The sequence below is a fragment of the Variovorax soli NBRC 106424 genome (assembly GCF_001591385.1).
GTDB lineage: Bacteria > Pseudomonadota > Gammaproteobacteria > Burkholderiales > Burkholderiaceae_C > Variovorax > Variovorax soli.
This window is the reverse complement of the sequence record NZ_BCUU01000011.1, coordinates 38,577-62,622: the sequence shown is the minus strand read 5'-3', so window position 1 is coordinate 62,622 and position 24,046 is coordinate 38,577. Positions and strand designations below refer to the sequence as shown.

24 protein-coding genes and 1 other RNA gene are annotated in these 24,046 nt (G+C 69.1%); 19 read left to right on the top strand and 6 right to left on the bottom strand.

Annotated elements, in window-relative coordinates; all coding sequences use genetic code 11:
• Positions 1-10: 10 nt before the first annotated feature.
• The 3 genes from cysK to VSO01S_RS05705 form a co-directional block, all read right to left on the bottom strand.
• Entirely contained in the window at positions 11-931 is a 921-nt protein-coding gene (cysK, locus tag VSO01S_RS05715; RefSeq protein WP_068640835.1) for a cysteine synthase A, read from the bottom strand.
• A gap of 121 nt (positions 932-1,052) precedes the next feature.
• A complete protein-coding gene (locus VSO01S_RS05710; RefSeq protein WP_068640834.1) occupies positions 1,053-2,162 on the bottom strand; it encodes a M48 family metallopeptidase in 1,110 nt (369 codons plus the stop codon).
• A 6-nt stretch (positions 2,163-2,168) separates the two neighbouring features.
• On the bottom strand, positions 2,169-3,323 hold the full coding sequence (locus VSO01S_RS05705; RefSeq protein ID WP_068640833.1) for a YjgN family protein: 1,155 nt from the start codon (positions 3,321-3,323) through the stop codon (positions 2,169-2,171).
• A 118-nt stretch (positions 3,324-3,441) separates the two neighbouring features.
• Between VSO01S_RS05705 and rnpB the strand changes: the two genes are divergently transcribed.
• The 6 genes from rnpB (at position 3,442) to VSO01S_RS05675 (ending at position 7,987) form a co-directional block, all read left to right on the top strand.
• Positions 3,442-3,826: RNase P RNA component class A (rnpB, locus tag VSO01S_RS05700), an RNA gene on the top strand.
• Between the two features lie 236 nt (positions 3,827-4,062).
• Positions 4,063-4,590: a 2,4'-dihydroxyacetophenone dioxygenase family protein gene (locus VSO01S_RS05695; RefSeq protein ID WP_068640832.1), complete on the top strand. Its 528-nt coding sequence runs from the start codon at positions 4,063-4,065 to the stop codon at positions 4,588-4,590.
• Entirely contained in the window at positions 4,587-5,327 is a 741-nt protein-coding gene (locus VSO01S_RS05690; protein ID WP_068640831.1) for an SDR family NAD(P)-dependent oxidoreductase, read from the top strand. The genes VSO01S_RS05695 and VSO01S_RS05690 overlap by 4 nt, the downstream gene beginning before the upstream one ends.
• Before the next feature lie 41 nt (positions 5,328-5,368).
• Complete coding sequence (locus VSO01S_RS05685) at positions 5,369-6,352, top strand: tripartite tricarboxylate transporter substrate binding protein (RefSeq protein WP_068640830.1); 984 nt, start codon at positions 5,369-5,371, stop codon at positions 6,350-6,352.
• An 8-nt stretch (positions 6,353-6,360) separates the two neighbouring features.
• Positions 6,361-7,083 carry an SDR family NAD(P)-dependent oxidoreductase gene (locus VSO01S_RS05680; RefSeq protein WP_068640829.1) on the top strand — a complete coding sequence of 241 codons (723 nt, stop codon included), beginning with the start codon at positions 6,361-6,363 and terminating at the stop codon, positions 7,081-7,083.
• Positions 7,084-7,162: 79 nt separating this feature from the next.
• Positions 7,163-7,987, top strand: a complete 825-nt coding sequence (locus VSO01S_RS05675; RefSeq protein WP_068640828.1) for an IclR family transcriptional regulator — start codon at positions 7,163-7,165, stop codon at positions 7,985-7,987.
• A gap of 3 nt (positions 7,988-7,990) precedes the next feature.
• Here VSO01S_RS05675 and VSO01S_RS05670 read toward each other — a convergent pair whose 3' ends face one another.
• From VSO01S_RS05670 to VSO01S_RS05660, 3 genes are all read right to left on the bottom strand, one after another.
• A complete protein-coding gene (locus tag VSO01S_RS05670; protein ID WP_068640827.1) occupies positions 7,991-8,707 on the bottom strand; it encodes an RNA pseudouridine synthase in 717 nt (238 codons plus the stop codon).
• Between the two features lie 61 nt (positions 8,708-8,768).
• Complete coding sequence (locus tag VSO01S_RS05665) at positions 8,769-10,463, bottom strand: MBL fold metallo-hydrolase (protein ID WP_068640826.1); 1,695 nt, start codon at positions 10,461-10,463, stop codon at positions 8,769-8,771.
• Positions 10,464-10,632: 169 nt separating this feature from the next.
• Positions 10,633-11,061 (bottom strand): VOC family protein, encoded by a 429-nt coding sequence (locus VSO01S_RS05660; RefSeq protein ID WP_068640825.1) that lies wholly within the window; start codon positions 11,059-11,061, stop codon positions 10,633-10,635.
• Positions 11,062-11,169: 108 nt separating this feature from the next.
• On the opposite strand from VSO01S_RS05660, the gene VSO01S_RS05655 reads away from it, so the two are divergent.
• The 13 genes from VSO01S_RS05655 to rsmH all read left to right on the top strand — a co-directional run bounded on the left by VSO01S_RS05655 (position 11,170) and on the right by rsmH (position 24,006).
• Positions 11,170-11,835: a TetR/AcrR family transcriptional regulator gene (locus tag VSO01S_RS05655; RefSeq protein ID WP_068640824.1), complete on the top strand. Its 666-nt coding sequence runs from the start codon at positions 11,170-11,172 to the stop codon at positions 11,833-11,835.
• A 38-nt stretch (positions 11,836-11,873) separates the two neighbouring features.
• Positions 11,874-12,749 carry a diaminopimelate epimerase gene (dapF, locus tag VSO01S_RS05650; RefSeq protein ID WP_068640823.1) on the top strand — a complete coding sequence of 292 codons (876 nt, stop codon included), beginning with the start codon at positions 11,874-11,876 and terminating at the stop codon, positions 12,747-12,749.
• 32 nt (positions 12,750-12,781) lie between these two features.
• A complete protein-coding gene (locus VSO01S_RS05645; protein WP_245684122.1) occupies positions 12,782-13,447 on the top strand; it encodes a DUF484 family protein in 666 nt (221 codons plus the stop codon).
• Positions 13,447-14,058 (top strand): YdcF family protein, encoded by a 612-nt coding sequence (locus VSO01S_RS05640; protein ID WP_068640821.1) that lies wholly within the window; start codon positions 13,447-13,449, stop codon positions 14,056-14,058. Before VSO01S_RS05645 ends, VSO01S_RS05640 begins: the two co-directional genes overlap by 1 nt.
• Entirely contained in the window at positions 14,045-15,085 is a 1,041-nt protein-coding gene (locus tag VSO01S_RS05635; protein WP_068640820.1) for a tyrosine-type recombinase/integrase, read from the top strand. The genes VSO01S_RS05640 and VSO01S_RS05635 overlap by 14 nt, the downstream gene beginning before the upstream one ends.
• Positions 15,082-16,296: a class I SAM-dependent rRNA methyltransferase gene (locus tag VSO01S_RS05630; protein WP_068640819.1), complete on the top strand. Its 1,215-nt coding sequence runs from the start codon at positions 15,082-15,084 to the stop codon at positions 16,294-16,296. The genes VSO01S_RS05635 and VSO01S_RS05630 overlap by 4 nt, the downstream gene beginning before the upstream one ends.
• Before the next feature lie 109 nt (positions 16,297-16,405).
• Entirely contained in the window at positions 16,406-17,464 is a 1,059-nt protein-coding gene (locus VSO01S_RS05625; protein WP_068640818.1) for a CobW family GTP-binding protein, read from the top strand.
• Positions 17,465-17,834: 370 nt separating this feature from the next.
• Entirely contained in the window at positions 17,835-18,527 is a 693-nt protein-coding gene (dksA, locus tag VSO01S_RS05620) for an RNA polymerase-binding protein DksA (RefSeq protein ID WP_373282878.1), read from the top strand.
• Between the two features lie 47 nt (positions 18,528-18,574).
• Entirely contained in the window at positions 18,575-20,143 is a 1,569-nt protein-coding gene (locus tag VSO01S_RS05615) for an STAS domain-containing protein (protein ID WP_068640817.1), read from the top strand.
• Positions 20,144-20,237: 94 nt separating this feature from the next.
• Positions 20,238-20,783, top strand: a complete 546-nt coding sequence (hslV, locus tag VSO01S_RS05610; protein WP_068640816.1) for an ATP-dependent protease subunit HslV — start codon at positions 20,238-20,240, stop codon at positions 20,781-20,783.
• A gap of 142 nt (positions 20,784-20,925) precedes the next feature.
• Positions 20,926-22,254, top strand: a complete 1,329-nt coding sequence (hslU, locus tag VSO01S_RS05605; RefSeq protein WP_068640815.1) for an ATP-dependent protease ATPase subunit HslU — start codon at positions 20,926-20,928, stop codon at positions 22,252-22,254.
• Positions 22,255-22,636: 382 nt separating this feature from the next.
• Positions 22,637-23,068: a division/cell wall cluster transcriptional repressor MraZ gene (gene mraZ / locus VSO01S_RS05600; RefSeq protein ID WP_068640814.1), complete on the top strand. Its 432-nt coding sequence runs from the start codon at positions 22,637-22,639 to the stop codon at positions 23,066-23,068.
• A 17-nt stretch (positions 23,069-23,085) separates the two neighbouring features.
• Positions 23,086-24,006, top strand: coding sequence for a 16S rRNA (cytosine(1402)-N(4))-methyltransferase RsmH (rsmH, locus tag VSO01S_RS05595; RefSeq protein WP_068640813.1), 921 nt, complete (start codon positions 23,086-23,088; stop codon positions 24,004-24,006).
• The last annotated feature ends 40 nt before the right edge of the window (positions 24,007-24,046 follow it).

The following is a 24,046-nucleotide window of genomic DNA, read 5'->3' as shown; positions in this document are numbered from 1 at the left end:
CGCGGTCTGGTCAGGCCGGCAGGAAGCCGTCCACCGACAGGTAGCGCTCGCCCGTGTCGTAGTTGAAGCCCAGCACCACCGCATCGGCCGGCAGCTCGTGCAGCTTCTGCGCAATGGCGGCCAGCGTGGCGCCGGAGGAGATGCCCACCAGCACGCCTTCCTCGCGCGCGCAGCGGCGCGCCATCTCGCGGGCGGCCTCGGCCTCGACCTGGATCACGCCGTCGAGCAGCCCGGTGTCCAGGTTCTTCGGGATGAAGCCGGCGCCGATGCCCTGGATGGGGTGCGGCGACGGCTGGCCGCCGGAGATGACCGGCGAGGCCGTGGGCTCCACCGCGAACACCTTCAGCTTGGGCCACTTCTTCTTCAACACCTGCGCGCACCCGGTGATGTGGCCGCCGGTGCCCACGCCGGTGATCAGCACGTCCACGCCTTCGGGAAAGTCGGCGGCGATTTCCTCGGCCGTGGTGCGCGCATGCACCGCGACGTTGGCCGGGTTGTTGAACTGCTGCGGCATCCAGGCGCCGGGCGTGGCGGCCACGATTTCCTCGGCGCGGGCGATGGAGCCCTTCATGCCCTTCTCGCGCGGGGTCAGCTCGAAGGTGGCGCCGTAGGCCAGCATCAGGCGGCGGCGCTCCACCGACATGCTGTCGGGCATCACCAGGATCAGCTTGTAGCCCTTCACCGCGGCCACCATGGCCAGGCCCACGCCGGTGTTGCCCGAGGTGGGCTCGACGATGGTGCCGCCGGGCTTGAGCGCGCCGGAGCGCTCGGCGTCTTCCACCATCGACAGGGCGATGCGGTCCTTGACGGAGCCGCCCGGGTTGGCGCGCTCGGACTTGATCCACACCTGCTGCGTGGCCCCCTTGAACAGGCGCTGGTAGCGGATGTGCGGCGTGTTGCCGATGGTCTCGAGAACGTTCTGCGCTTTCATGGGCGGGTGCTCCTTTTCGTTCGTGCCGGGTTGGTTCGGAATGATGTCGAGTCAGCCGGCATTGTGGCGAAGCCGGCGATGCCGCGCGCAGGTGGCGGTCAAAAGCGGCGCGGCAGGCGGACTAACCGCGCGGGCAGTTCGCGCGCTGCCCGGCTTCGAGCGACGCGGCGCGCCCTCCCGTGTCGGGGTGGGTCTGCAGCCATTCGACCGTCAGCGCGGGCGTGCCGCCCTTGGCGTCGGCATGCGCCTTGTCCGCCGCCCGCAGCAAGGCGGCCATGGGCGCCAGCGGTTGCGCGGTGGCCTGCATCATCGCGATGGCGAAGCAGTCCGCCTCGCGCTCGTGGTCGCGGCTGTAGGCCAGGGCGGCCAGCAGCGTGCCGCCGGTGGCGGCCAGGCCCGAGGCGTCGCCCAGCACCAGCGCCGAACCCACGTTGAGGATGCCCAGCTCGATCACGCGCCGGGTGCCGTGCCGATGCAGCACGTGTCCAGCCTCGTGCGCCAGCACGCCCATCAGCGCCTCGTCGCCGATGCCGCTCTGGGCGGCGAGTTCGACCATGCCATCGGTCAACACGATCACGCCGCCGGGCAGTGCGAAGGCATTGGCGCCCATGCCGGCGCGGAACTGCAGGTCCATGGGTGGGGCGTAGGACGCATCGGGCCGCAGCGTGGCCGGCGCTTCGGCGCTCATCGAGGCAAAGCGCGACCGCAGTTCAGCCTGGCGGGAGCGTGCAATGCGGCTGGGCTTGAGGATGCCCTGTGCCTCGAGCTGGTTCAGCGCGTCCTGCGACACGGAGCGTTCCCACGACAGCGGCGCAAAGCGTGCGAGCTGGCCCGCGGTCCACGGCGCGCCCCAGCGCGTGAAAGCCCAGATGACGAGGGCCAGGCACAGCAGCGCGGCGGCAATCAGCGGCCAGCGCCGCTGCAGCCGCTGCGCCATGCCGGCGCGCGCGCCGCAGGCGTGCAGTGCCTGTTCCCATTGGGCGCCTTCGACTTCCACGCTGCCGTGCTGGCCGAGGTCGACCGTCAGGCGCGGCGAGGCGCCGGTGGGCTCCCAGGTGTCGGGCCAGCTGAATTCGCCCGGCGGCAGGTCGAGCGGTGGCAAGCCTGCCGCATCCAGCGGATGCAGGCGCAGGCTGGCGCGGCCCTTCCTGTCGCCGGCCAGGCGCAGCAGGACCGGGCGGGCCTGGCTGCGGCGCCCGTCGAACCAGCGCGCGCGGACGGTGGCGTCCATGGGCGTTCAGGCGCCGACGATGTCCAGCCCCAGTCCGTCGGCCAGCGCGTCGGAGAAGCCGCCTTCATCCTGCTGCCGCGCCAGCTCGCCCACCAGGCTTTCCGGCGTGCCGCGCAGGTGCAGGGTGACCGACTCGCACTTCATGCGATAGACCTTGATGCGCGCAAAGGGCCGGTACAGCCCGAGTGTGACCAGGTTGAGCAGCGCATTGCGGATGCGCAGGCCCATGAAGGCGCCGGTGCGCAGCTTGCAGCGAAAGCGCGCCAGCTGGCTCACGCCGGTGTTGTTCCACACCAGCTGGAAGGTGCGCGCCTCGCGCCATGCCAGGGCCGGCACGATGGCCAGGAACCACACCGCCCCGCCCAGCACCAGGCCCAGCAGGATCGAGCCGCGCAGGTTCTTCACCCCCAGCGTGTAGCCGGCGAAGATGATCGAGGACACCGCCCCGATCACCGCGCCGAGCAGCACCGCGATGCCGATGGCCTGCAGCGCGATGCGCAGGTAGGGCCCGCGCTCGACCTTCCAGCGCCCGGCCTGCGCGCCGATGCGCGTATCCACCACCAGCAGGCGGCTGTAGTTGTATTGCAGCAGCGCCAGGCACAGCGCGGCGGGCAGCGCGATGGCCAGCAGGAGCAGGCCGGCCAGCACGGGGCCGTAGCTGCGGACGCTGGCTGCGCTGAGCGAGAGGCAGACGAACAGCACCGCCAAGGCCAGCATCGGCCAGCTCGCCACGTACAGCGACCGGACGCTGGGCGCGAAGTTCAACCGCAGGCCGCGCCAGCGCGTGTGGCGCAGCCGAAAGCGCATGGCGCTGGCCCACAGCCAGGGCGCGCCGAGCACGGCGAGCGCCAGGAACACATTGCCGACGGTGCGCGCCAGCCCGTCGTCCGAACTGCCGGCCAGGTTCAGCGCCAGGTACAGGCCGCCGAACAGCAGGAAGCCCACCAGCATGCGCTTGATCGGCGCCGTGAACTCGAGGGTGCCTTCGGCCACCTCGGTGCTCTGGTAGAAGTACTGCACGGTGCGGCGGCGCGCCCACGGGGTGTACAGGCCCAGGGTCAGCACGCCCAGGAGGACGTTGACGATCCAGATGCGGAAGTACTGGCCTTCATGGCCGTAGAAGCGCAGCGGGTGCGCCACGATCTCGAGCTTCGTGTTCAAGTGGTGTCCTCACTCCATCACAAATGTTTGCTTTTCTCTTCTCCAGGCGGGAGTGTAGAAGGGGCTTGGCCTGCGGCCGGCCGGCTCGCTGGCCCCGATTGGGGATAATTCGCCTTGTGAAGCACGCCGGACCGCCGCTGGTGCAAGCGCCGAAAGGCCGCACTGGAGGAACGTCCGGACTGCACAGGACAGCGCAGGAGCTAACGGCTCTCCACCGCGAGGTGAGGATCAGAGCAACAGAGACGAGTCCTGGGCCTTGCGGCGACGCGCAAGCGGCGCCGCAAAGCCCTTCGGGGGCGAAAGCCTTCAAAGGGCGTGGACCAGGGGTGAAACGGGCAATCTCTGCGCGCAGCAACACCAAGTAGGCCAGTTTCGAGGTGGTTCCGCTGAGCTGGCGGGTAGGTGGCATCGAGCCGTCCGGGTGACCGGCGGCCCAGAGTAATGGCGGTCACGCCGGGGGCGACCCCGGTGCACAGAATCCGGCGTACAGGCGCGCTTCACACTTTTCTTTCCACCGCTGTCCGGCCTGGACAGCGCGTCCCCCGGTCCCTCTCCCTTCGACGACAACGCCTCGACGCCGCCCGGCGCCGAGGCGCTGCCATGCGCGCGCTGACCGCGAGTTCTGGCAAACCCTGAGGAGTCGCGTCGAGCCTGGCCGTAGAATTGACCACGATGTAGACGTATTGTCCATATAGTGGACGATACCCGAACCACCCAGCCCAGACACCGGAGCCCCGCGATGCCCTTGGAACACAAAGACGCCGAGCCGCTAACCCCCTACCAATACCCCAACCCGCCCGAAGCGCTGCCGGAAATCGTGGTGCCGCAGGCCATTCCCACCGACGAGCGCCTGTGGGTGCCGCAGGCCGAGAACGTGTGGTTCCGCCCGCTGTGCCTCAATGCCAGCCAGGGCTACTGGATGAACCTGCTGAAGGTCCGCAAATCTGGCGTGCTCAGCCGCCATCGCCATCCGCAGGCCGTGCACGGCTTCGTGCTCAAGGGGCGCTGGAAGTACCTGGAGCACGACTGGGAAGCCGTGGAGGGCAGCTACGTGTTCGAGCCGCCCGGCGAGACGCACACGCTGTATGTGCCGCCGGACGTCGAGGAAATGATCACCTACTTCCAGGTCAACGGCGTCATGTACTACACCGACCCGTGGGGCAAAGGCATGGGCTACGAGGACGTGTTCACCAAGATCGATATGTGCCGCAAGCACTTCGAAGCCGTGGGCCTGGGCGCGGACTACGTGAAGCAGTTCATCCGGTGAGCACGCCGCGCTACGACTTCGCGGGCCGCGTGGCCATCGTCACGGGCGCGGCGGCCGGCATCGGCCAGGCCATCGCGCAGCGCCTGGCGCAGGACGGCGCCACGGTGGTCGCGTGGGACCTGCCCGGCGCGCTGGCGCCCGAACAGCTGCAGGCAGGCACCGCCCAGCCCGCCGACGTGACCGACCGCGCCGCCATCGACCTGGCGCTGGCCGCCACGCTCGAACGCTGGGGCCGCGTGGACATCCTGGTCAACAACGCGGGCTATGCCGGCCCCACCATGCCGCTCGACGAATACCCGCCCGAGGTGTGGCAGCGCATCGTCGACGTGAACCTGGTCGGCGTGTTCAACATGTGCCGCGCCGCGGTGCCTGCGCTGCGCCGGGGCCCGGCAGGCCGCATCGTCAACATCGCATCGCTGGCCGGCAAGGAGGGCACGCCCAATGCGTCGGCCTACAGCGCCGCCAAGGCCGGCGTCCTGGCCCTGACCAAGTCGCTGGGCAAGGAGCTGGCCACCACCGGCGTGCGGGTCAACGCCATCGCGCCTGCGGCGGTGGAGACGGAACTGCTGCGCCAGATGTCGCCGCAGCATGTGCAGACCATGATCGACAAGAGCCCCATGCAGCGCCTGGGCGCGCCGGCCGAAGTGGCCGAGCTGGCCGCCTGGCTGTGCTCGGATGCCTGCACCTTCAGCACCGGTGCGGTGTTCGACCTGTCCGGCGGACGCGCGACCTATTGACCCCCCGACCAAGACATTCATTCCCATCCACTGGAGACAACGTGAAGCACGACAGCCGATTCAACCGCCGCCAGTTCGCGGCCACCTTTGCCGCCGGCCTGGCCGCTGCGGCCGCGCCCCGCGCCTTTGCGCAGGGCAGCGACTTTCCCAACAAGCCCATCGAACTGATCGTGCCCTTTCAGGCGGGCGGCGGCACCGACGCGCTGGCGCGCGCCTTCGCCGACGCCGGCCGCAAGCACCTGCCGCAGAGCATCGTGGTCAACAACAAGCCGGGCGCCAGCGGCGCCATCGGCTGGAGCGACGTCATCCATGCCAAGCCCGACGGCTACAAGCTGGCCGTCGTCACCGTGGAGCTGGTCACGTTGCCGCCGCTGGGCCTGGCCAAGTTCACCTACGAGGACATGGCGCCCGTTGCGCGCCTCAATGCCGACCCCGCCGCCATCACGGTGCGCGCCGATGCGCCATGGAACACGGTGGAGGAGTTCCTCGCGGCCGCCAAGACGAAGGAAGTGCAGGTGGGCAACGCCGGCAACGGCTCCATCTGGCACCTGGCCTCGGCCGCGCTGCAGGAAAAGACCGGCGCCAAGATCGCGCACATTCCCTTCCAGGGCGCGGCGCCTGCGGTGCTCGCGCTGATGGGCGGCCACATCGACGCCGTCACCGTCAGCCCGGCCGAGGTCACGACCTATGTGCAGGGCGGCAAGCTCAAGACGCTGGCCGTCATGGCCGACCAGCGTTCCAAGGGCGCCTTCGAGAAGGTGCCCACGCTCAAGGAGCGCGGCGTCGACCTGTCCATCGGCACCTGGCGCGGCATCGCGGCGCCCAGGAACACGCCGCCGCAGGTGCTGGCCGTGCTGCGCTCCGCCGCCGGCAACATCGCCAAGGAGCCGGCGCTGCGCGAGGTGCTGGACAAGCAGAACCTGGGCTACGCCTACCTCGACGGCCCCGAGTTCCGCACTGCCATGGGCCAGGACGCCGCCGCCTTCAGGCAGCTCATCGAGAAGCTCAACATCAAGAGCAGCTGAACCGAGCCATGAAGACCTACGACGCAGGACTTTTCCGCGGCAAGCGCGCGCTGGTGACGGGCGCCACCCAGGGCATCGGCGCCGCCATCGCCAACCAGCTCGCAAGCCTGGGCGCCCAGGTCACGGCCGTCGGCCTGGACCGCGGCGATGGCTCGCTGCAGGCGAGCATCGAAGTGCGCACGGGCGACGTGGCCGACTCAGCGTCGGTGCAGAGCATGCTGGAGGGCATCGACGAGCTCGACATCCTGATCAACTGCGCCGGCATGATCCGCCGCGGCGCCGAACACGACCCCGAGGTGTTCGACCGGGTGGTGGCCGTCAACCTGAGCGGCACCATGCGTTTGTGTTCGGGTGCGCGCGACGCGCTGCGCAAGCGCGCCGGCTGCATCGTCAACACGGCCTCGATGCTGAGCTTCTTCGGCGGCGGCCTGGTGCCCGGCTATGCAGCCAGCAAGGGCGGCGTGGCGCAGCTGACCAAGTCGCTGGCGCTGGCCTATGCGGCCGACCGCATCCGCGTCAACGCCGTGGCGCCGGGCTGGATCGCCACGCCGCTGACCCAGGCGCTGCAGGAGGACGCCGGGCGCAGCGACGCCATCCTGGCCCGCACGCCGATGGGCCGCTGGGGGCAGCCCGAAGACGTGGCGCAGGCGGTGGCCTTCCTGTGCTCGCCGGCGGCCTCGTTCGTGACGGGCGTGATCCTGCCGGTGGACGGTGGCTACCTGGTGGCGTGACGTGCTGCGCGGGCGCCAACGGGCGTGCAGTTCGCGGCCCGATAATTCCGGCTCGATTCTTCGCCCCTAACGCCCGTTGATGCCGCCTTCACGCGATGCCGCCGGCAAGGTGCCGCCCGCCGTGGCGGGCACCGCCGCCTTCTCCAAGTTCATGCATGTGCTGCAGCTCGTCGCCGACGCGCCGCAGCCCTTGGCCATGGCGAAGCTGGTGCAGGCCAGCGGCTATCCGCGGCCCACGGTCCACCGCATCGTCGCCGCCTTGATGGCCGAAGGCCTGGTGGTCGACCGCCCGGGCGGCGCCGGCTATGCGCTGGGTCCGCGCCTGCTGCAGCTGGCCAGCCGCAGCTGGGGGCGCTCCGAGCTGCGCCTGGCCGCGGTCGACGAGCTCAAGCGGCTGCGCGACATCACCGGCGAGACGGTGCACCTGGCGGTGCCCAGCGGCTCGGTCATGGTCTACATCGAGAAGCTCGAAAGCCCGTCGGCGGTGCAGATGAGCTCGCGCATCGGCACCACCGTGTGCCTGCATGCCACCGCCGTGGGCAAGGCCTGGCTGGCGCAGCTGGACGAGCCGTCGCGCGAACGCATGCTCAAGGACCTGCCCATGCCCGCCTTCACCGAGCACACGCTGACCACGCTGCCGGCGCTGCGCGAGCAGCTGGCCGTGACGCGCGAGCGCGGCTGGTCGATGGACGACGAGGAGCACGAGCCCGGCATCCAGTGCTACGGCGCGGCCGTGCTGGGCGCGGACGGCCAGCCGCTGGCGGCCATCAGCGTGACGACGCTGCGCTTTCGCCGCAAGGACGATCCGCAGGCCGCCTACGTGCAGCCGCTGCTGGCGGCCTGCAGCGCCATTTCGGCGCACATTGCGGCGACGCCGCAGCTGTCTTCGGCCAGCCTGCTGTAGGCGTCAGGGCACCCGCTCGTGCGGCTGCAGGTAGCGCCACTGGCCGGACGGCAATCCGGCCAGCGGCACGCGGCCGACGCGGATGCGCTTGATGGCCTGCGCCTCCAGTCCCGCGCGCTCGAGCATGTGCGGAATCTGGCCGGGCACCAGCCCCTTCATCGCAAAACGCAGGCCGGTGCCCGCGGCGCCCTGCCGCCCGATGCTGACCCGCACCGGCGCGCGGTTGAGCTGGGCCAGCTGCTGCGGCGTCACGGCGGCGGCCACGTCCACCGTCACCTCGTGTTCGATGTAGTCGGCGTCTTCGGTGAACTTGCGCTCCACGCGCCACTCCTGGGTGAACACCAGCAAGCCGCTGGCCAGCGGGTCGAGCGGCGTCACGCAGCGCTGCGCAAGCACATGGCGCGGCAGCATCGGGCGGGCCATGGCGCCGCTGCCGGTGAAGAGGTTGGCGGGCACCAGCAACGCTGCGGCATCCTCGATGCGCAGCCCCGCCGGCTTGTGCAGCAGCAGCGTCACGGGCGGCACTTCCACCGGGCGTGCGCCGGGCTCGATGCGCACGTCCTGCGCCGGCAGGACGCGGGCCTGGGGCAGCAGCGTCACCGTGCCGTCCACGCGCACCGCGCCGTTCTCGATGAGCAGCTCCGCCTCGCGCCGGGAACAGCCGGCCAGGGCCGCCACGCGCTTGGCGAGGCGAACCCCTTGCGGATCTTCTGAAGTCATTCGAAAGCTTTCGTGCCTCGCACTGCGCCGCAAGCCCCGGTCGGAGCAGCCGGGCAGGCGCTCATAAGGTCGACAGGGCGGAGGGCAGGGCGCCCGGCCGCGAAGCCAGCTCGCGGATGCGCTCCACGTGCGCCGCGAGCGAGCGCGCCGCCACGGGCCACAGCTGCTGCGGCACGTCGTCATAGGCCATGGCCAGCCAGTCCTCGGGCGTGCCGGCCGGCAGCTTGCGCATGGCGCGGGCGATCTTGGATTCGCGCTGCAGCCGGTGCGACTTGAGCTTGGCAATGGCCGCACGCGCATCGCCCAGCACATGGCCGTGCGCGGGCAGGATGAATTCGATGCCGCCGTCGGCGCAGGCTTCGTCCAGCAGGTCGAGCGACTCGAGGTACTCGGTCATGTTGCCGTCCGGCGGATCGACCACGGTGGTGCTGCCGTTGAGCACATGGTCGCCGGAGAACAGCAGGCCGTCTTCCTCCAGCACCAGGCACAGGTGGTTGGCCGCGTGGCCCGGCGTGTGGATGACGCGCAGCGTGTGGGTGACGGGCTCGCCGGTGGCCGCATCGATGCCGCTCAGTTCCAGCCGCTCGCCGTGCTCCAGCGCGCGTTCGGGCGTGAAGCGTGCAGGCGGCCGGGCGGTTGGGGCGGAGGGTAGGCCCAGGATCGGCGGCTTGTGCGGGCACAGGGCCTGCAGCGGCTGCGCGCCCGGCGAATGGTCGGCATGCGAATGGGTGCACACGATCATCCGGATGTCGCCGTTCGTTGCGCGCCACAGCCGCCCGACGTGGTCGAAGTCGGCAGGGCCGGGGTCGATCACGATGAAGCCGGTGCTGGCATCGCCCACCACATAGCTGTTGGTGCCCGGGCCGGTCATGGCCGAGGAATTGCCGGCCGTCAGGCGCTGCACGTTCCGCAGCAGGGGCACCGGCTCGGTGTGCTGCCAGTCGAGCGCGTGCAGCAGCCGGCCGTCGGGCACGACCAGGGCCAGCTCGCCGTAGGGCGCTTCGTGCTCCATGTAGCGCACGTCTTCGCTGTTCAACCGGGCGCCGCGCGGGCAGCTGGTCCACAGCGGCTTTTCCTGCGCGCACAGCTGCAGCACCGAATCCACGCTGGAGAAGACCGTGAGCCGCTTGAGCGTGCGCAGGGTCGGGAAGATCATGTGGAAGCGCCCCTTGGCATGGCGCGCCAGCGCATCGGCCGGGCGCACCCACACGGGCTCGAACTGCTCGGCGTCGTCGGACACCGGCACCTGGTCGGCCGGCATGCGGGCCACCAGGAAGGGCACGTCGAAGCGCTTGGGCAGGTCGCGGTCGGTGATCCAGTGGGCCAGGGTGTAGACCTGATCGGTGGCCAGGCGCAGTCCGCGCGCCGCGCATTGCTCGACGAAGGAGAAGGCGTTGGCGCCGCTGCGGTCCATGGCCGCGATTTCGGCGGCGCTGACCGGCGTGCCGTCGGCATGGTGGGCGAGCAGCACACCCAGTTCCTCGAAGGTCTCGCGCACGGCGGTGATGGCCTGCGTGAGCTGCACCCGGCTCTGGGTGCGGCGGCGCGTGGAGATGGCGCGCGCATGGGCGTCCGCGTCGTCGATGGTGCCGCCGGGAAACACGTAGGCGCCGGGCGCGAAGCTGGCTTTTTCGGAGCGCCGGGTCATCAGGACCTCGAGACCGTCCGGGCCGTCGCGCAGCAGCAGCACCGTGGCCGCGGGCCGCGTGGGCGCCGGCTCTCGGTAGGGGTGAAGCTGTTGGGAAGGGCGGACCATGCGGCGATTATCGAACCGCGCAGCTTAAACCGGTGGGCGTCCGGTCCCAACGACTCGTAACGTCTGCGTGGCAATTGCCCAACGCGTTGGGGTGCGCCATTCAAACCTTGGTTTGCAGGCGGCGCGCGGCCGGTCCGGAAAGCGCAACGAACCGGTGCGCCTGCCGCGCTCACCTGGCCTGCGCGTTCACGAGCCAGCTGATGCCGAACTTGTCCGTCACCATGCCGAAGCTTTCGGAGAAGAAGGTCTTTTCCAGCGGCATCTCGACCTTGCCGCCATCGCTGCCGAGTGCTGCAAACGCCTTGCGCGCGGCGGCCGCATCGGCCACGGCGATGGACAGCGAGAAGCCCTGGAACTTGACCGCATCACCGCCGCGGCAAAAGCCGTCCGAGCCCATCAGCGTCGTCTCGCCGATCTTGAACTCGCAGTGCATCACCTTGTTCTCGGTGCCGGGCGGCAGCTTCATCTTGACGGATTCGGACTCGGGGTTGTCCTTGTTGCGCATCAGCATGACCACTTCGGCGCCGACGGCCTTCTTGTAGAACTCCACGGCCTCTTCGCAGCGGCCTTCGAAGAAGAGATAGGGCTGAACCAGCATGGGGAACTCCTTTGGGTGGGATGAAAGAAAACGGAAGGAACGGGTATTTGTGTACACCGTCCACAAACGATAGCAGCAATAATGGACACTGTCCACTTTGGAAGAGAAATGCAGGATCAAGACCACGTTGCCGACTTCCGCCCGCCTGCGCGCGACACCTACCGCCACGGCGACCTGCGGCGGGCCCTGCTCGATGCGGGCATCGAGCTGGCGCGTGGCGGCGGCCCGCAGGCCGTGGTCCTGCGCGAGGCCACGCGCCGGGCGGGGGTGGCGCCCAATGCCGCCTACCGCCACTTCGAGAACCGCCTGGCGCTGCTCGATGCGGTCCGCCTGGCCGCGCTCACCGAGCTGGCGCAGGCCATGGAAAAGGAAGTGGCCGGCGTGCGCCGGGCGCGCAACTCGGCGGCCTATGCGCGCGACTGCCTCAGCGCCGTGGGCGCGGCCTACCTGCGCTTCGCCCAGGAGGAGACGGGGCTGTTCCGCTCGGCCTTCGTGCCGCCGGATCCTTCGGAGCCGGAGCAGCCCGGCGGTCGGCCGGCCAAGGCGCAGCCCGGCGTTCCGCATCCCTTCCTCCTGCTCGGCGCGGTGCTGGACCGGATGGTGGAGTCCGGCGTGCTGCCGGCGTCGCGCCGGCCGGGCGCCGAATACCTGGCCTGGTCGGCCGTGCACGGGCTGGCCATGCTGGTCATCGACGGGCCGCTGGCCGTCATGCCGCGCAAGGAAGTGCAGGCGCTGGGCCGGCGCCTGCTCGACATGGTGGAAAAGGGCCTGTGAGGCGCCAGCCTTGCGGCGCGCACGGATAATCCGAAACCATGCGTGTTCACTTCACCAAGATGCAGGGCGCTGGCAATGATTTCGTCGTGCTGGACGAAACGGCCGCGCAGCTGGGCCTTTCTGCCGACCAATACCGCTTCCTGGCCGATCGCCACTTCGGCGTGGGCGCCGACCAGATCCTGAGCGTGCGGCCTTCGCCGGCCCAGGGCGTGGACTTCGAATACGTGATCCACAACGCCGACGGCGGCGAGGTGGAGCAGTGCGGCAACGGCGCGCGCTGCTTCATGCGCTTCGTGCGCGAGCGCGGCCTCACGGCCAAGAACGCGGTGCGCGTGCAGACCTTGTCAGGCGTGATCGAGCCGCGCATGGGCGAGGACGGGCGGGTGACGGTCGACATGGGCGCGCCCATCTTCGAGAACGAGCGCGTGCCCTTCGACGCCGCCGGCCTGAGCCCGATCACCACCGGCAACTGGTACCAGTGGCACCTGGCGCTGGGCACCCATGCCGAAAGCGCCATTGTGGCGGTGTCCGTCCTGTCGATGGGCAATCCGCATGCGGTGCAGCTGGTCGACAACGTCGACACCGCGCCGGTGGCCCAGCAGGGGCCGCTGATCGAGAACCATCCGCGCTTTGCGCAGCGTGTCAACGCCGGCTTCATGCAGGTGGTCAGCCGCAACCAGATCCGCCTGCGCGTGTTCGAGCGCGGCGCCGGCGAAACCCTGGCCTGCGGCACCGGCGCCTGTGCCGCGGTGGTGGCGGGCATTCGCCTGGGCCTGCTCGATTCGCGCGTGGACGTGCACACGCGCGGCGGGCTGCTCACCATCGAATGGCAGGGCCAGGGGCAGCCGGTCCTGATGACCGGACCCGCCGTGACCGTGTTCGAGGGCGAGATCGACGTGCCCGCGCAGCCATGACCCCCATTCATCCGCACCCACAACAAGACGCCATGAATCCCATCACCGAAGACGACATCGCCAACTACCTGGCGAACACGCCGGACTTCTTCGAGCGCCATGCCCAGCTGCTGGCGCAGGTGCAGCTCACCAGCCCGCACGGCAACCGCGCCGTGAGCCTGCAGGAGCGCCAGGCCGAGATGCTGCGCGAGAAGATCAAGGCGCTGGAGCACCGCATCATGGACATGGTGCGCCACGGCACCGAGAACGTGCTCACCGCCGACCGCCTGCAGCGCTGGACGCGGGGGCTGCTCACCACCCGCGAGCCGCGCGGCCTGCCCTGGCAGATCGCCGCCGACCTGCAGGCCATCTTCCTGGTGCCCCAGGCGGCCATCAAGGTCTGGGACGTGAGCCCCGAATACGAGAACGAAGGCTATGCCCAGGGCGCCGGCGAAGACGTGCGCGCCTTGGCCACCTCGCTCACCACGCCGTACTGCGGCCTCAACACCGGCTTCGACGCCGTCAACTGGCTGGGCGACGCGCGTGCGGCCGTCTCGGTGGCCATGATCCCGCTGCGCAACGAGCCCTCGGAGTCGGCCTTCGGCCTGCTCATCCTCGCATCGCCCGACGGCCAGCGCTTCCACGCCGACATGGGCACCGACTTCCTGGAGCGCATCGCCGACCTGTCGTCGGCCGCGCTCTCGCGCCTGCGCCCCTGATGCGCACGCTGGGGCGGCGCCTGGGCTGGCTGGTCCTCGGCCTCGCCTTTTTCGTGGCGGCGCTGGGGCTATACGTCTGGATGCATGCGCAAGAGCGCCTGGCCCAGCCGCAGCTGCACCCGGCCGATGCGGCGCTCGTGCTGGGCAACCGCGCCTACCTCGACGGCCGGCCCAATCCCTGCCTGACCCAGCGCGTCGACCGCGGCGTGCAGCTGTGGCGTGACGGGCGGGTGCGCCTGCTCACGCTTTCAGGTGGGGTCGACCGCGAGGACGGCCGCATCGAAGCCGAGGTGATGGCCGCGCATGCGCGCGCCGAAGGTTATTCGGGCGTGCTGCTGAAGGAATCGCTTTCCTCGTCCACCCGCGAGAACCTGGCGATGTCCTGGCCGCTGCTGGCGGCGGCCGGCGTGCGCCGCGTGATCGTCGTGTCGGACGCCTACCACCTGTGGCGTGTGGAGCGCCTGGCCAAGGCCAGCGGCTTCGACGGCGCCTTCGAGGTGCAGTACGCGGCGGCGCCCGCCGACTGCGGCCGGCCCGCCTGGCAGGCCATGCGCAGCGCATTGCGCGAGCCGCTGGCCATCGTGAACAATGCGCTCAATGGCTACCTCTAGCGCCCCCAGCGCCGGCACGCCCGCAACGTCTCCCTGGATCGACAAGTACCTGGAGCATGTGCGGGTGGAGCGCCGTCTGGCAGCCCGCACGGTCGAGCTCTACGCCATTCACCTGGCCACGCTGGCCGATCTGGCCGCCGCCGCCGCACTGCCGCTGGAGTGCGTGGGCACCGCCCACATCCGCCGCTGGATGGCGCAGATGCATGGCGCCGGCCGCGAGCCGCGCGGCATCGCGCTGGTGCTGTCGTGCTGGCGCAGCTTCTACCGCTGGCTGGGCCAGCAGGGGCAGATTCCGTCGAACCCGGTGCAGGACGTGCACGCCCCCAAGGCCGCGCGCCCCTTGCCCAAGGCGCTCGATGTGGACGACGCGGTGCGCCTGGCCGAACTGCACGATGCCGATGCCGACCCCTGGACCGAAGCGCGCGACCGCGCCCTGGTCGAGCTGCTGTACGGCTGCGGCCTGCGCGTGAGCGAGCTCACCGGCCTGGACGTGCACGCCGGCAAGGCGTCGCTCGGCTGGATCGACCTGGACGGCGCCGAGGCGCATGTGCTGGGCAAGGGCGGCAAGCGGCGCAGCGTGCCGGTGGGCAGCAAGGCCATGGAGGCCCTGCGCGCCTGGCTGGCCGTGCGCGAGGACTGCGCCGCCCTGGCAGGCGCCCGCCTGCAGGCGCCGGACGCGGCGGCGGCCCTCTTCATCGGCCGCAGCGGCAAGCGGCTGTCTTCGCAGGGCGCATGGAAGCAACTGCGCCAGCGCGGCGTGAAGGCCGGCGTGGCCGCGCCGGTGCATCCGCACATGCTGCGCCACTCCTTTGCCAGCCATGTGCTGCAGTCCAGCAGCGACCTGCGCGCGGTGCAGGAACTGCTGGGGCACGCCAACATCGCCACCACGCAGGTCTATACGCGCCTGGATTTCCAGCACCTGGCCCGTGCCTACGACGCGGCGCATCCGCGCGCCAGGCTCAAGGGCGACAAGGGCGAGCCGCGCGCCGCCGATGTCCCGGCGCCGGCGGCGAAAATCGGCAAATGAAAACACTTCGCTTGCGCGCCGGCAAGGAGCGCTCCCTGCTGCGGCGCCATCCCTGGATCTTCGATTCCGCCATCGCCAAGGGCGGCGGCGATGGCGGCGAGACGGTGCGCGTCGAGGCCGACGACGGCCGCTTCCTGTGCTGGGCCGCCTTCAGCCCCGCCTCCAAGATCCGGGCGCGTGCCTGGAGCTTTCGGGAGGACGAGCGCATCGACGCCGCCTTCTTTCGCCAGCGCGTGGCCCGCGCGGTGCAGGCGCGCCAGCTCTTTTCGCTGCCAAGCAGCGGCGTTCGCCTGGTGCATGGCGAGGCCGACGGCCTGCCGGGCCTGATCGTCGACCGCTATGGCGACGTGCTGGTGGCGCAGTTCCTGTCCGCCGGCGTCGAGCGCTGGAAGAAGGTGCTGGTCGACGCGCTGCTGGCCGAAACCGGCCTCGCGCATTTCTACGAGCGCTCGGATGCCAGCGGGCGCGAACGCGAAGGCCTCGCGCCCGTCACCGGCTGGCTGGCCGGCGGCGAAGGGCAGGGCACCGAACTCACCATCCAGGAGCACGGCTGGAAGCTGACGCTGGACGTGGCCACCGGCCACAAGACCGGCTTCTACCTGGACCAGCGCGACAGCCGGCGCCGCTTTGCCGAGATGGCGCAGCAGCGGCGCTTCCGGCGCGTGCTCAACTGCTACTGCTACACCGGCGGCTTCACCGTGGCCGCCTTGTGGGGCCTGCGCGCGGCCGGGGCGCTGGAAGGCGCGCAGCTGGTGTCGGTCGATTCGTCCCTGCCCGCGCTGGAGCGGGCCCGGGCCCATGTCGAACTCAACGGCTTTGCCGGCGCCGACTGCCAGTTTCTCGACGCCGACGTCAACGCCACGCTGCGCCGCTTCATCGACCAGGGCCAGACCTTCGATGCCATCGTGCTCGATCCGCCCAAGTTCGCGCCCACCATCGCCCATGCGGAGCGGGCCGCGCGCGCCTACAAGGACATCAACCGCCTGGGCCTGAAGCTGCTGGCGCCGGGCGGCGTGCTGCTGACCTTTTCCTGCTCGGGCGGCATCGGCGCCGAGCTGTTCCACAAGATCGTGGCCTCGGCCGGCATCGACGCCGGCGTGGACGGCTACATCAGCGAGCGGCTGGGCGCGGCGCCCGACCATCCCATGACCATCGAGTTTCCCGAGGGTGAATACCTCAAGGGGCTGGCGGTGGTGCGCAAGCCGGCCTGAACCCCGGCTAAACCTCGCCTAAACCCTGCCGCAGCGGGCCCATGGCCCGCTGGCTAAACTTTCCGGCTTTCCCCATCTTCTTATTCGCAATCGGACCCCGGAGCACGCCATGGCCCTCATTCCCGCCACCATCCTCACCGGCTTCCTGGGCTCGGGCAAGACGACGCTGCTCAAGCGGGTGCTGACCGAGGCCCACGGCCAGAAGATCGCCGTCATCGAGAACGAATTCGGCGAAGAGAACATCGACAGCGACATCCTGGTGACCGAGTCCAAGGAGCAGATCGTCCAGATGAGCAACGGCTGCATCTGCTGCACCATCCGCGAGGACCTGCGCGAGACGCTGCAGCTGCTGGCCGCCAAGAAGCGCAAGGGCCTGCTGGACTTCGAGCGCGTCGTGATCGAGACCACCGGCCTGGCCGACCCCGGCCCCGTCGCCCAGACCTTCTTCATGGACGACGAGATCGCCGAAACGTATCTGCTGGACTCCATCCTGACCCTGGTGGACGCCAAGCACGCCGCCCAGCAGCTCAACGACCGCCAGGAGGCGCGCCGCCAGGTGGGTTTTGCCGACCAGCTCTTCGTCAGCAAGACCGATCTGGTGAGCACGGAAGAGGCCGACGCCCTGATCCACCGCGTCAAGCACATGAACCCGCGCGCGCCGGTCCAGAAGGTGCACTTCGGCGAGGTGCCGCTGTCGCAGGTGTTCGACCTGCGCGGCTTCAACCTCAACGCCAAGCTGGACATCGACCCGGACTTCCTCAAGGAAGACGAGCACGACCACCACCATCACGACCATGACCACGCGCATGGCGAGCACTGCGACCACCCCTCGCACGCCCACGAGGGCCACGGCCACCACCACCACGTGGACGACGATGTAAAGAGCTTCGTCTACAAGGCCGACCGCCCGTTCGACCCGGCCCGCCTGGAGGACTTCCTGGGCGCCATCGTCAACATCTACGGCCCGCGCATGCTGCGCTACAAGGGCGTGCTCAACATGCAGGGCACCGAGCGCAAGGTGATCTTCCAGGGCGTGCACCAGCTCATGGGCAGCGACCTGGGCCCGGCCTGGGCCGAGGGCGAGGCGCGCCAGAGCCGCATGGTGTTCATCGGCATCGACCTGCCGCGCGACATCCTGGAGCAGGGCCTGGAACAGTGCTTGGTGTAAACCTGCACTGACGCCCCGGTCCGGCCGCCCGAGTTCTCTATACAATCGCGCCCCTGTTTGGGGGTCACAACGGGTGTCTATTGAGGCCTGGTGTGACTTCCGGCATACACGAAGGCGCGTTTGCGGCCCGCAATCGGGGGTATAACCCCACGAATTGCTACCGGTGAGCCCCTATAAACGTGGGGTCTGCAGTTGCCTCCAAGCGTTGCGGAATCCACGGGCGGGTCGCCCGCCGGTGGAGCAAGCGCATTTGAGTCCAACAAAGGAGCCTGTCACCGTGAACAAAGCCGTCGCCAAGGCCAAGCCTGCTGCCAAGCCGGACGTCAAGAAGACCCCGGCCACGAAGCAGTCTGCGCCAGCGGCCAAGAAGGTGACAGCTGCAAAGACGTCTACCAAGAGCCCCGCCAAGGCCGCGGAACCGGCGCCCGCCCCCAAGGCGGCTGCCCCCGCGCCCGACCCGGCCATGCCGGTGCGCAGCGGCCGAGTTTCGGCCAGGCTGTCTTCGCTGACGGTCCCCTCCATGCCCCCCGCGGTGGCCTCCACGGCCGCCAAGTCCAGTTTTACGCAGACCATGTCCACAGTCCTCGTCCCCCCGCCGCTTTCGATCAAGAAAGACCCGAAGCTCGCCAACAACTGGAAGACCAAATCGGCCGAGGAGCTCAGCGATGAAGAAGTCATCGCCATGCCCGATTCGGAATACATGAACGACAAGCAGATGGCCTTCTTCCGCCACAAGCTTGTTCAGCTCAAGAAGGGCATCCTCGACAACGCTGGCGAGACCACGGAGCACCTGCGCGAAGACACCGTGGTGGTGCCCGACCCGGCCGACCGCGCCACCATCGAGGAAGAGCACGCCCTGGAACTGCGCACCCGCGACCGCGAGCGCAAGCTGCTCAAGAAGATCGAGCAGTCCATCCAGCGCATCGATGCCGGCGACTACGGCTACTGCGACGAGACCGGCGAGCCCATCGGCGTCGGCCGCCTGCTGGCCCGCCCGACCGCCACCCTGTCGCTGGAAGCGCAGCAGCGCCGCGAACTCAAGCAGAAGATGTTCGGGGATTGAGAGCCCCGTGCGTCCCTTCGCGCGCGAGCAGGCGTTGAGCTGAGGCCATGGGCAAGGAAGATACCGGCCGCCTCCTGTCCAAGGTGGCGAAGTTCGTCCGCAATCCGCTGAAGGACTGGTCCGAGCTGGATGCCCAGGAGTCCGTTCCGGCGGACAACGGCTACAGCCGCGAGATGCTCAAGGAGATGATCGAGCGGCGCCAGCGCAACGACTTCGTGCGCCGGCGCGAGTTCGACATGCTGCGCAAGCTGCGCCAGCGCGAGGCCGCCGGCGGCACGCCCGAAGGCGCCGCCGCCATTTCCTCCTTCAGCATCAGCACCTCGGGCAAATCCGAGGGGCGAGCGCTCACGCTCAAGAAGATCGACGAGATCGAAGAGCAGATGTCGCAGCAGTGGTGGAAGGGACGCGGCCAGGGCGCCGACGTACCCGGCACCGCGACGGGGCCCGCGGCACCCGAGCAGGCACCGGGCAGCAGCGAGGAAGCCCATGCCGAGCGCCGCGCCCGCGCCTATGCCGACACCGAGCCGGGTGTGTCTCCGCCAGCACCGCATGCAGCCGGCGCCATGGCGCCGCGCGAAGGCGGCGTTCCCGCCAGCCTGGAAGATGCGGCCATCCGTTTTGCGCAGAGCGACGACGCCGGGACCGAGGCCGTGCTGCTTCAGATGACGGCGCCGGACAGCCCGCATGCCGATCACACCGAGGTCTGGCGCGCCCTGCTCGACTTCTACCGCGCCACCGGCGATGCGGAGAAGTTCGGCGCAGCGAGCACGCGCTACGCCCAGCGGCTCAAGCGGCCGGGGCCCGAGTGGGTGTCGCTGCGCAGCCTGGCGCGCGATGCGCAGGCGGACCTGGATGCGAAGCCGGCCGAGCAGGCCAGCGCAGCAGCCCCGCAGCAGCGCCGCGCCGACTGGTATTGCCCCGCGCTGCTGACCCGTGAAGGGCTGGCCGACCTCACCCGTTCGCTGGCAGCGGCCGGTCCCGTGTGGCACATGGATTGGCAGAGCCTGACGGCCATCGACCACGACGCCGCGGCGCCCCTGCGTGCGCTGTTCAACCACTGGGCCGACTCCCCCGTGCAGTTGCGCTTTACCGGTGTGCACCGCTTGCTCGACGTGCTGGAAAAGGCCGCGCCCACCGGCGACAAGAGCGTCGACGTCGTGTGGTGGCAGCTTCGCCTGGCCGTGTTGCGCACCGTGCACGAGCCCGACGGCTACGAGCTGGCGGCGCTCAACTACTGCATCACCTTCGAGGTTTCGCCGCCGTCCTGGAGCGATCCGCGCGGCAGCTACACCAGCCTCGACCCGGCGGCTGCGCCGGCAACCGAGCTTGGGGCCGACTCGGGCGGTGCCGCACTGGTCGGCTATCTGGGGGGCGACTGCAAGCCCAAGCTGCAGCGGCTCGATGCGCAGCTGATGCATGCCCTCATGCCCATCGTGTCCTGTGCCGCGCTGCTGCGGGTGGACCTGGAAGGTGCCCGCGCCATCATCGACTGGGTGGCGGGGCACGAGGAGCAGGGGCGCCGCATCGAGTTCGTCGACATGCATCGTCTGGTGGCCACCTTCTTCCACGTGGTGGGCATCACCGACCACGCCAGCGTCAGCATTCGCAGCAATTAGTTTCATCGCGCAAGCTGGCGCAAGCTGGCGCAATCTGGGGCAATCTCGCGCAATTGGCCTTGCAATTCCGCCGGTCCGCCCCCAAATTGTTCCGATGGAACAATTTCACGGAACCACCATCGTCAGCGTGCGCCGCAAGACGCCCGCCGGTGACCAGGTCGCCATTGGCGGCGACGGCCAGGTCACCCTGGGCAATGTCGTCATCAAGGGTACGGCGCGCAAGGTGCGGCGCCTCTATAACGGCAAGGTGCTGGCCGGCTTTGCCGGCGCCACGGCCGACGCCTTCACGCTGTTCGAGCGTTTCGAGGCCAAGCTCGAGAAGCACCAGGGCCAGCTGGCACGCGCCGCCATCGAGCTGACCAAGGACTGGCGCACCGACCGCGTGCTGCGCCGCCTGGAGGCCATGCTGGCGGTGGCCGATGCCAGCGTGTCGCTCATCATCACCGGCAACGGCGACGTGCTGGAGCCCGAAGGCGGCATCGTGGCCATCGGCTCGGGCGGCGTGTATGCCCAGTCGGCCGCCAAGGCGCTGCTGGAGAACACCGACCTGTCCGCCGAGGACGTGGTGCGCAAGTCGCTGGCCATTGCCGGCGAGCTGTGCATCTACACCAACATGAACCATACGATCGAGACGCTCTGACGAGCGCATCCCCCATGCCGCTTCGCGGCTCCCCCTTCTTCCGCACGCGGGAAGGGGGCGCACCCAGCGGCCTGGCAAAGCCAGTTCCGCGGGTGCCCTGGCACGGGCTCACCGCCGTTCTCAGACATTGGCAGCACACAACATGACCATGACCCCCCAGGAGATCGTCTCCGAACTCGACAACCACATCGTCGGACAGCTCGATGCCAAGCGCGCCGTGGCCATTGCCCTGCGCAACCGCTGGCGCCGCCAGCAGGTGGATCCGAAGCTGCGCGCGGAGATCACGCCCAAGAACATCCTCATGATCGGCCCCACCGGCGTGGGCAAGACCGAGATCGCGCGCCGACTGGCCCGGCTGGCCGATGCGCCCTTCATCAAGGTGGAGGCCACCAAGTTCACCGAGGTGGGCTACGTGGGCAAGGACGTCGATTCCATCATCCGCGACCTGGCCGAAGTGGCCGTGAAGCAGACCCGCGAGGCCGAGAGCGCCAAGGTGCGCATGCGCGCCGAGGACGCGGCCGAGGAGCGCATCCTCGACGTGCTGCTGCCGCAGGCCCGCGCCGCCGACGGCACGCCGGCCTCGGGCGACGGCGGCAACGCCACCCGCCAGGCCTTTCGCAAGAAGCTGCGCGAAAAGCAGCTGGACGACAAGGAAATCGAGATCGACCTGGCCGAGGCGCGCGCGCCGCTGGAGATCATGGGCCCGGCCGGCATGGAGGAAATGGCCGAGCAGCTGCGCGGCATGTTCGGCCAGCTGGGCCAGGCCAAACGCAAGACCCGCAAGCTCAAGATCGGCGAGGCCATGGTGCTGCTGATCGAGGAAGAGGCGGCCAAGCTGGTCAACGAGGACGAGATTCGCACCCAGGCCATTGCCAATGCCGAGCAGAACGGCATCGTCTTCATCGACGAGATCGACAAGGTGGCCACGCGCAGCGACACCCAGGGCTCCGACGTCTCGCGCCAGGGCGTGCAGCGCGACCTGCTGCCGCTGGTGGAAGGTACTTCCGTCAGCACCAAGTACGGGCCGGTGCGCACCGACCACATCCTGTTCGTGGCCAGCGGCGCCTTCCACCTGAGCAAGCCCAGCGACCTGATCCCCGAGCTGCAGGGTCGCTTTCCGATCCGGGTCGAGCTGCAGTCGCTCTCGGTGGCGGATTTCGAGAGCATCCTCACGCAGACGCGCGCCTCGCTGGTCAAGCAGTACCAGGCGCTGCTGGCCACCGAAGGCGTCACGCTGGAGTTCACGCCCGAGGGCATCACGCGCCTGGCGAGCATCGCCTTCGAGGTGAACGAGCGCACCGAGAACATCGGGGCGCGGCGCCTGTCGACCGTGATGGAGCGGCTGCTGGACGAAGCCAGCTTCGACGCCACCCGCTTTGCCGGCCAGACCATCCGCATCGATGCGGCCTACGTCGACGACCGCCTGAAGGCCCTGAGCCACGACGAAGACCTGTCCCGCTTCATCTTGTGACAGGCGGCCGCGCCAGCGGCCTGAAAATCGATGCTTCCCAGTTGCGCGGCGCCCTCGAGGCGCCGCGTGCTTTTTGCGCACCTTGCGCAGGTAGTTTTCACTCGTCTCGGCAGTCCGGCCTATGCCGCAGGCCGTGTGCATGTCTCATAAAACACATGCAATGCCTTTGCTAAGTACTTACTTTTAAACAACTTTTCCACATCGACTCGACTGTGGGAAACGCCGCTAAGTCGTTGATTCCATTACAAAAAATACAGCTCGACCCCGTTGCGCGGTAGGCGTTTCCTGCTACAGTGCAAAAAAGTGCAGTTAAGTGGGAAAAAGTGTCGGTACCTGCCCAATCCGGGGCCATTCCGGCAGTCATCACAGGGTTTCGTCGGTCGTGTTTCAAGGCGCTTCATCGCTGAGTCTGGATGCCAAGGGGCGGCTGTCGGTGCCGACCCGGCATCGTGACGTGCTGACCGCCACTGCGGCCGGCCAGCTCACGGTCACGCGCCATCCGCACGGCTGCCTGATGATCTTCCCGCGCCCGGCCTGGGAGCAGTTCCGCGAACGCATCGCCGCCATGCCCCTGAAGGACCAGTGGCTCAAGCGCCTGTTCCTCGGAAATGCCATGGACGTGGAGATGGATTCCACCGGTCGTATCCTCATTTCTCCCGAACTGCGGGCCGCGGCCGGCATCTCGCGCGAGACGCTCATGCTGGGCATGGGCAGCCACTTCGAGCTGTGGGACAAGGCCACGCACGACGCCAAGGAGGCGGAAGCCCTGGCCGCCGGCCTGGCGAGCGAGTCCCTCCAGGACCTGGCCTTCTGAACACGAGAGAGCTGGCGTTGGACACCCCATGGACCCACACCACCGTGCTCCTGGAAGAAGCGGTCGACGCTCTCCAGGCCACGGGTTCGCGCGACACCTTCGTGGACGCGACCTTCGGGCGCGGCGGCCACTCCCGCGCCATCCTGGACCGGCTGGCGCCCGAGGGGCGGCTCATCGCGTACGACAAGGACGCGGAAGCGGTGGCCGAAGCAGCGCGCATCGAGGATGCGCGTTTTTCCATCCGGCACCAGGGCTTCAAACATCTGGGGGAGTTGGCGCCGGCCAGCGTCGGTGGCCTGTTGATGGACCTCGGCATCAGCTCTCCCCAGATCGACAACCCCGCACGGGGTTTTTCTTTTCGTTTCGACGGGCCCCTCGACATGCGCATGGACACCTCGCGCGGCGAGAGCGTGGCCGAGTGGCTGGCAACGGCCGAACCCCAACAGATAGCGGAGGTCATCCGTGACTATGGCGAAGAACGGTTTGCTGTTCAGATTGCAAAGGCGATTGCTGCTCGCCGACAAGAACGGGGCCCAGTTTCAACCACCGCCGAGCTGGCCGAGCTCGTGGCTGGCGCGGTCAAAACCCGCGAGCCGGGCCAGAACCCTGCAACGCGCACATTTCAGGCTCTTCGGATTTTCATCAACGCCGAGCTTGAAGAGCTGCAACAGGCGCTAGAGGCCAGTCTTTCCGTGCTCAAACCCCAGGGGCGCCTTGCGGTGATCAGCTTCCACTCGCTGGAAGACCGCATCGTCAAGCAGTTCATCGCCAAGCATTCGCGCGAGGTGTTCGATCGCCGCGCGCCTTTTGCGCAAGCCCCTGAAATGAAGCTGCGTTCCATCGGCCGCATCAAGCCCAGCGAGGCCGAGGTGCAGGCCAACCCGCGCGCGCGCAGCGCCATCCTGCGCGTGGCCGAACGCACGGGGGCGCCGGCATGAGCGCGCGCTGCGGCAACAAGACCGTATCGGGGGGTGGCAC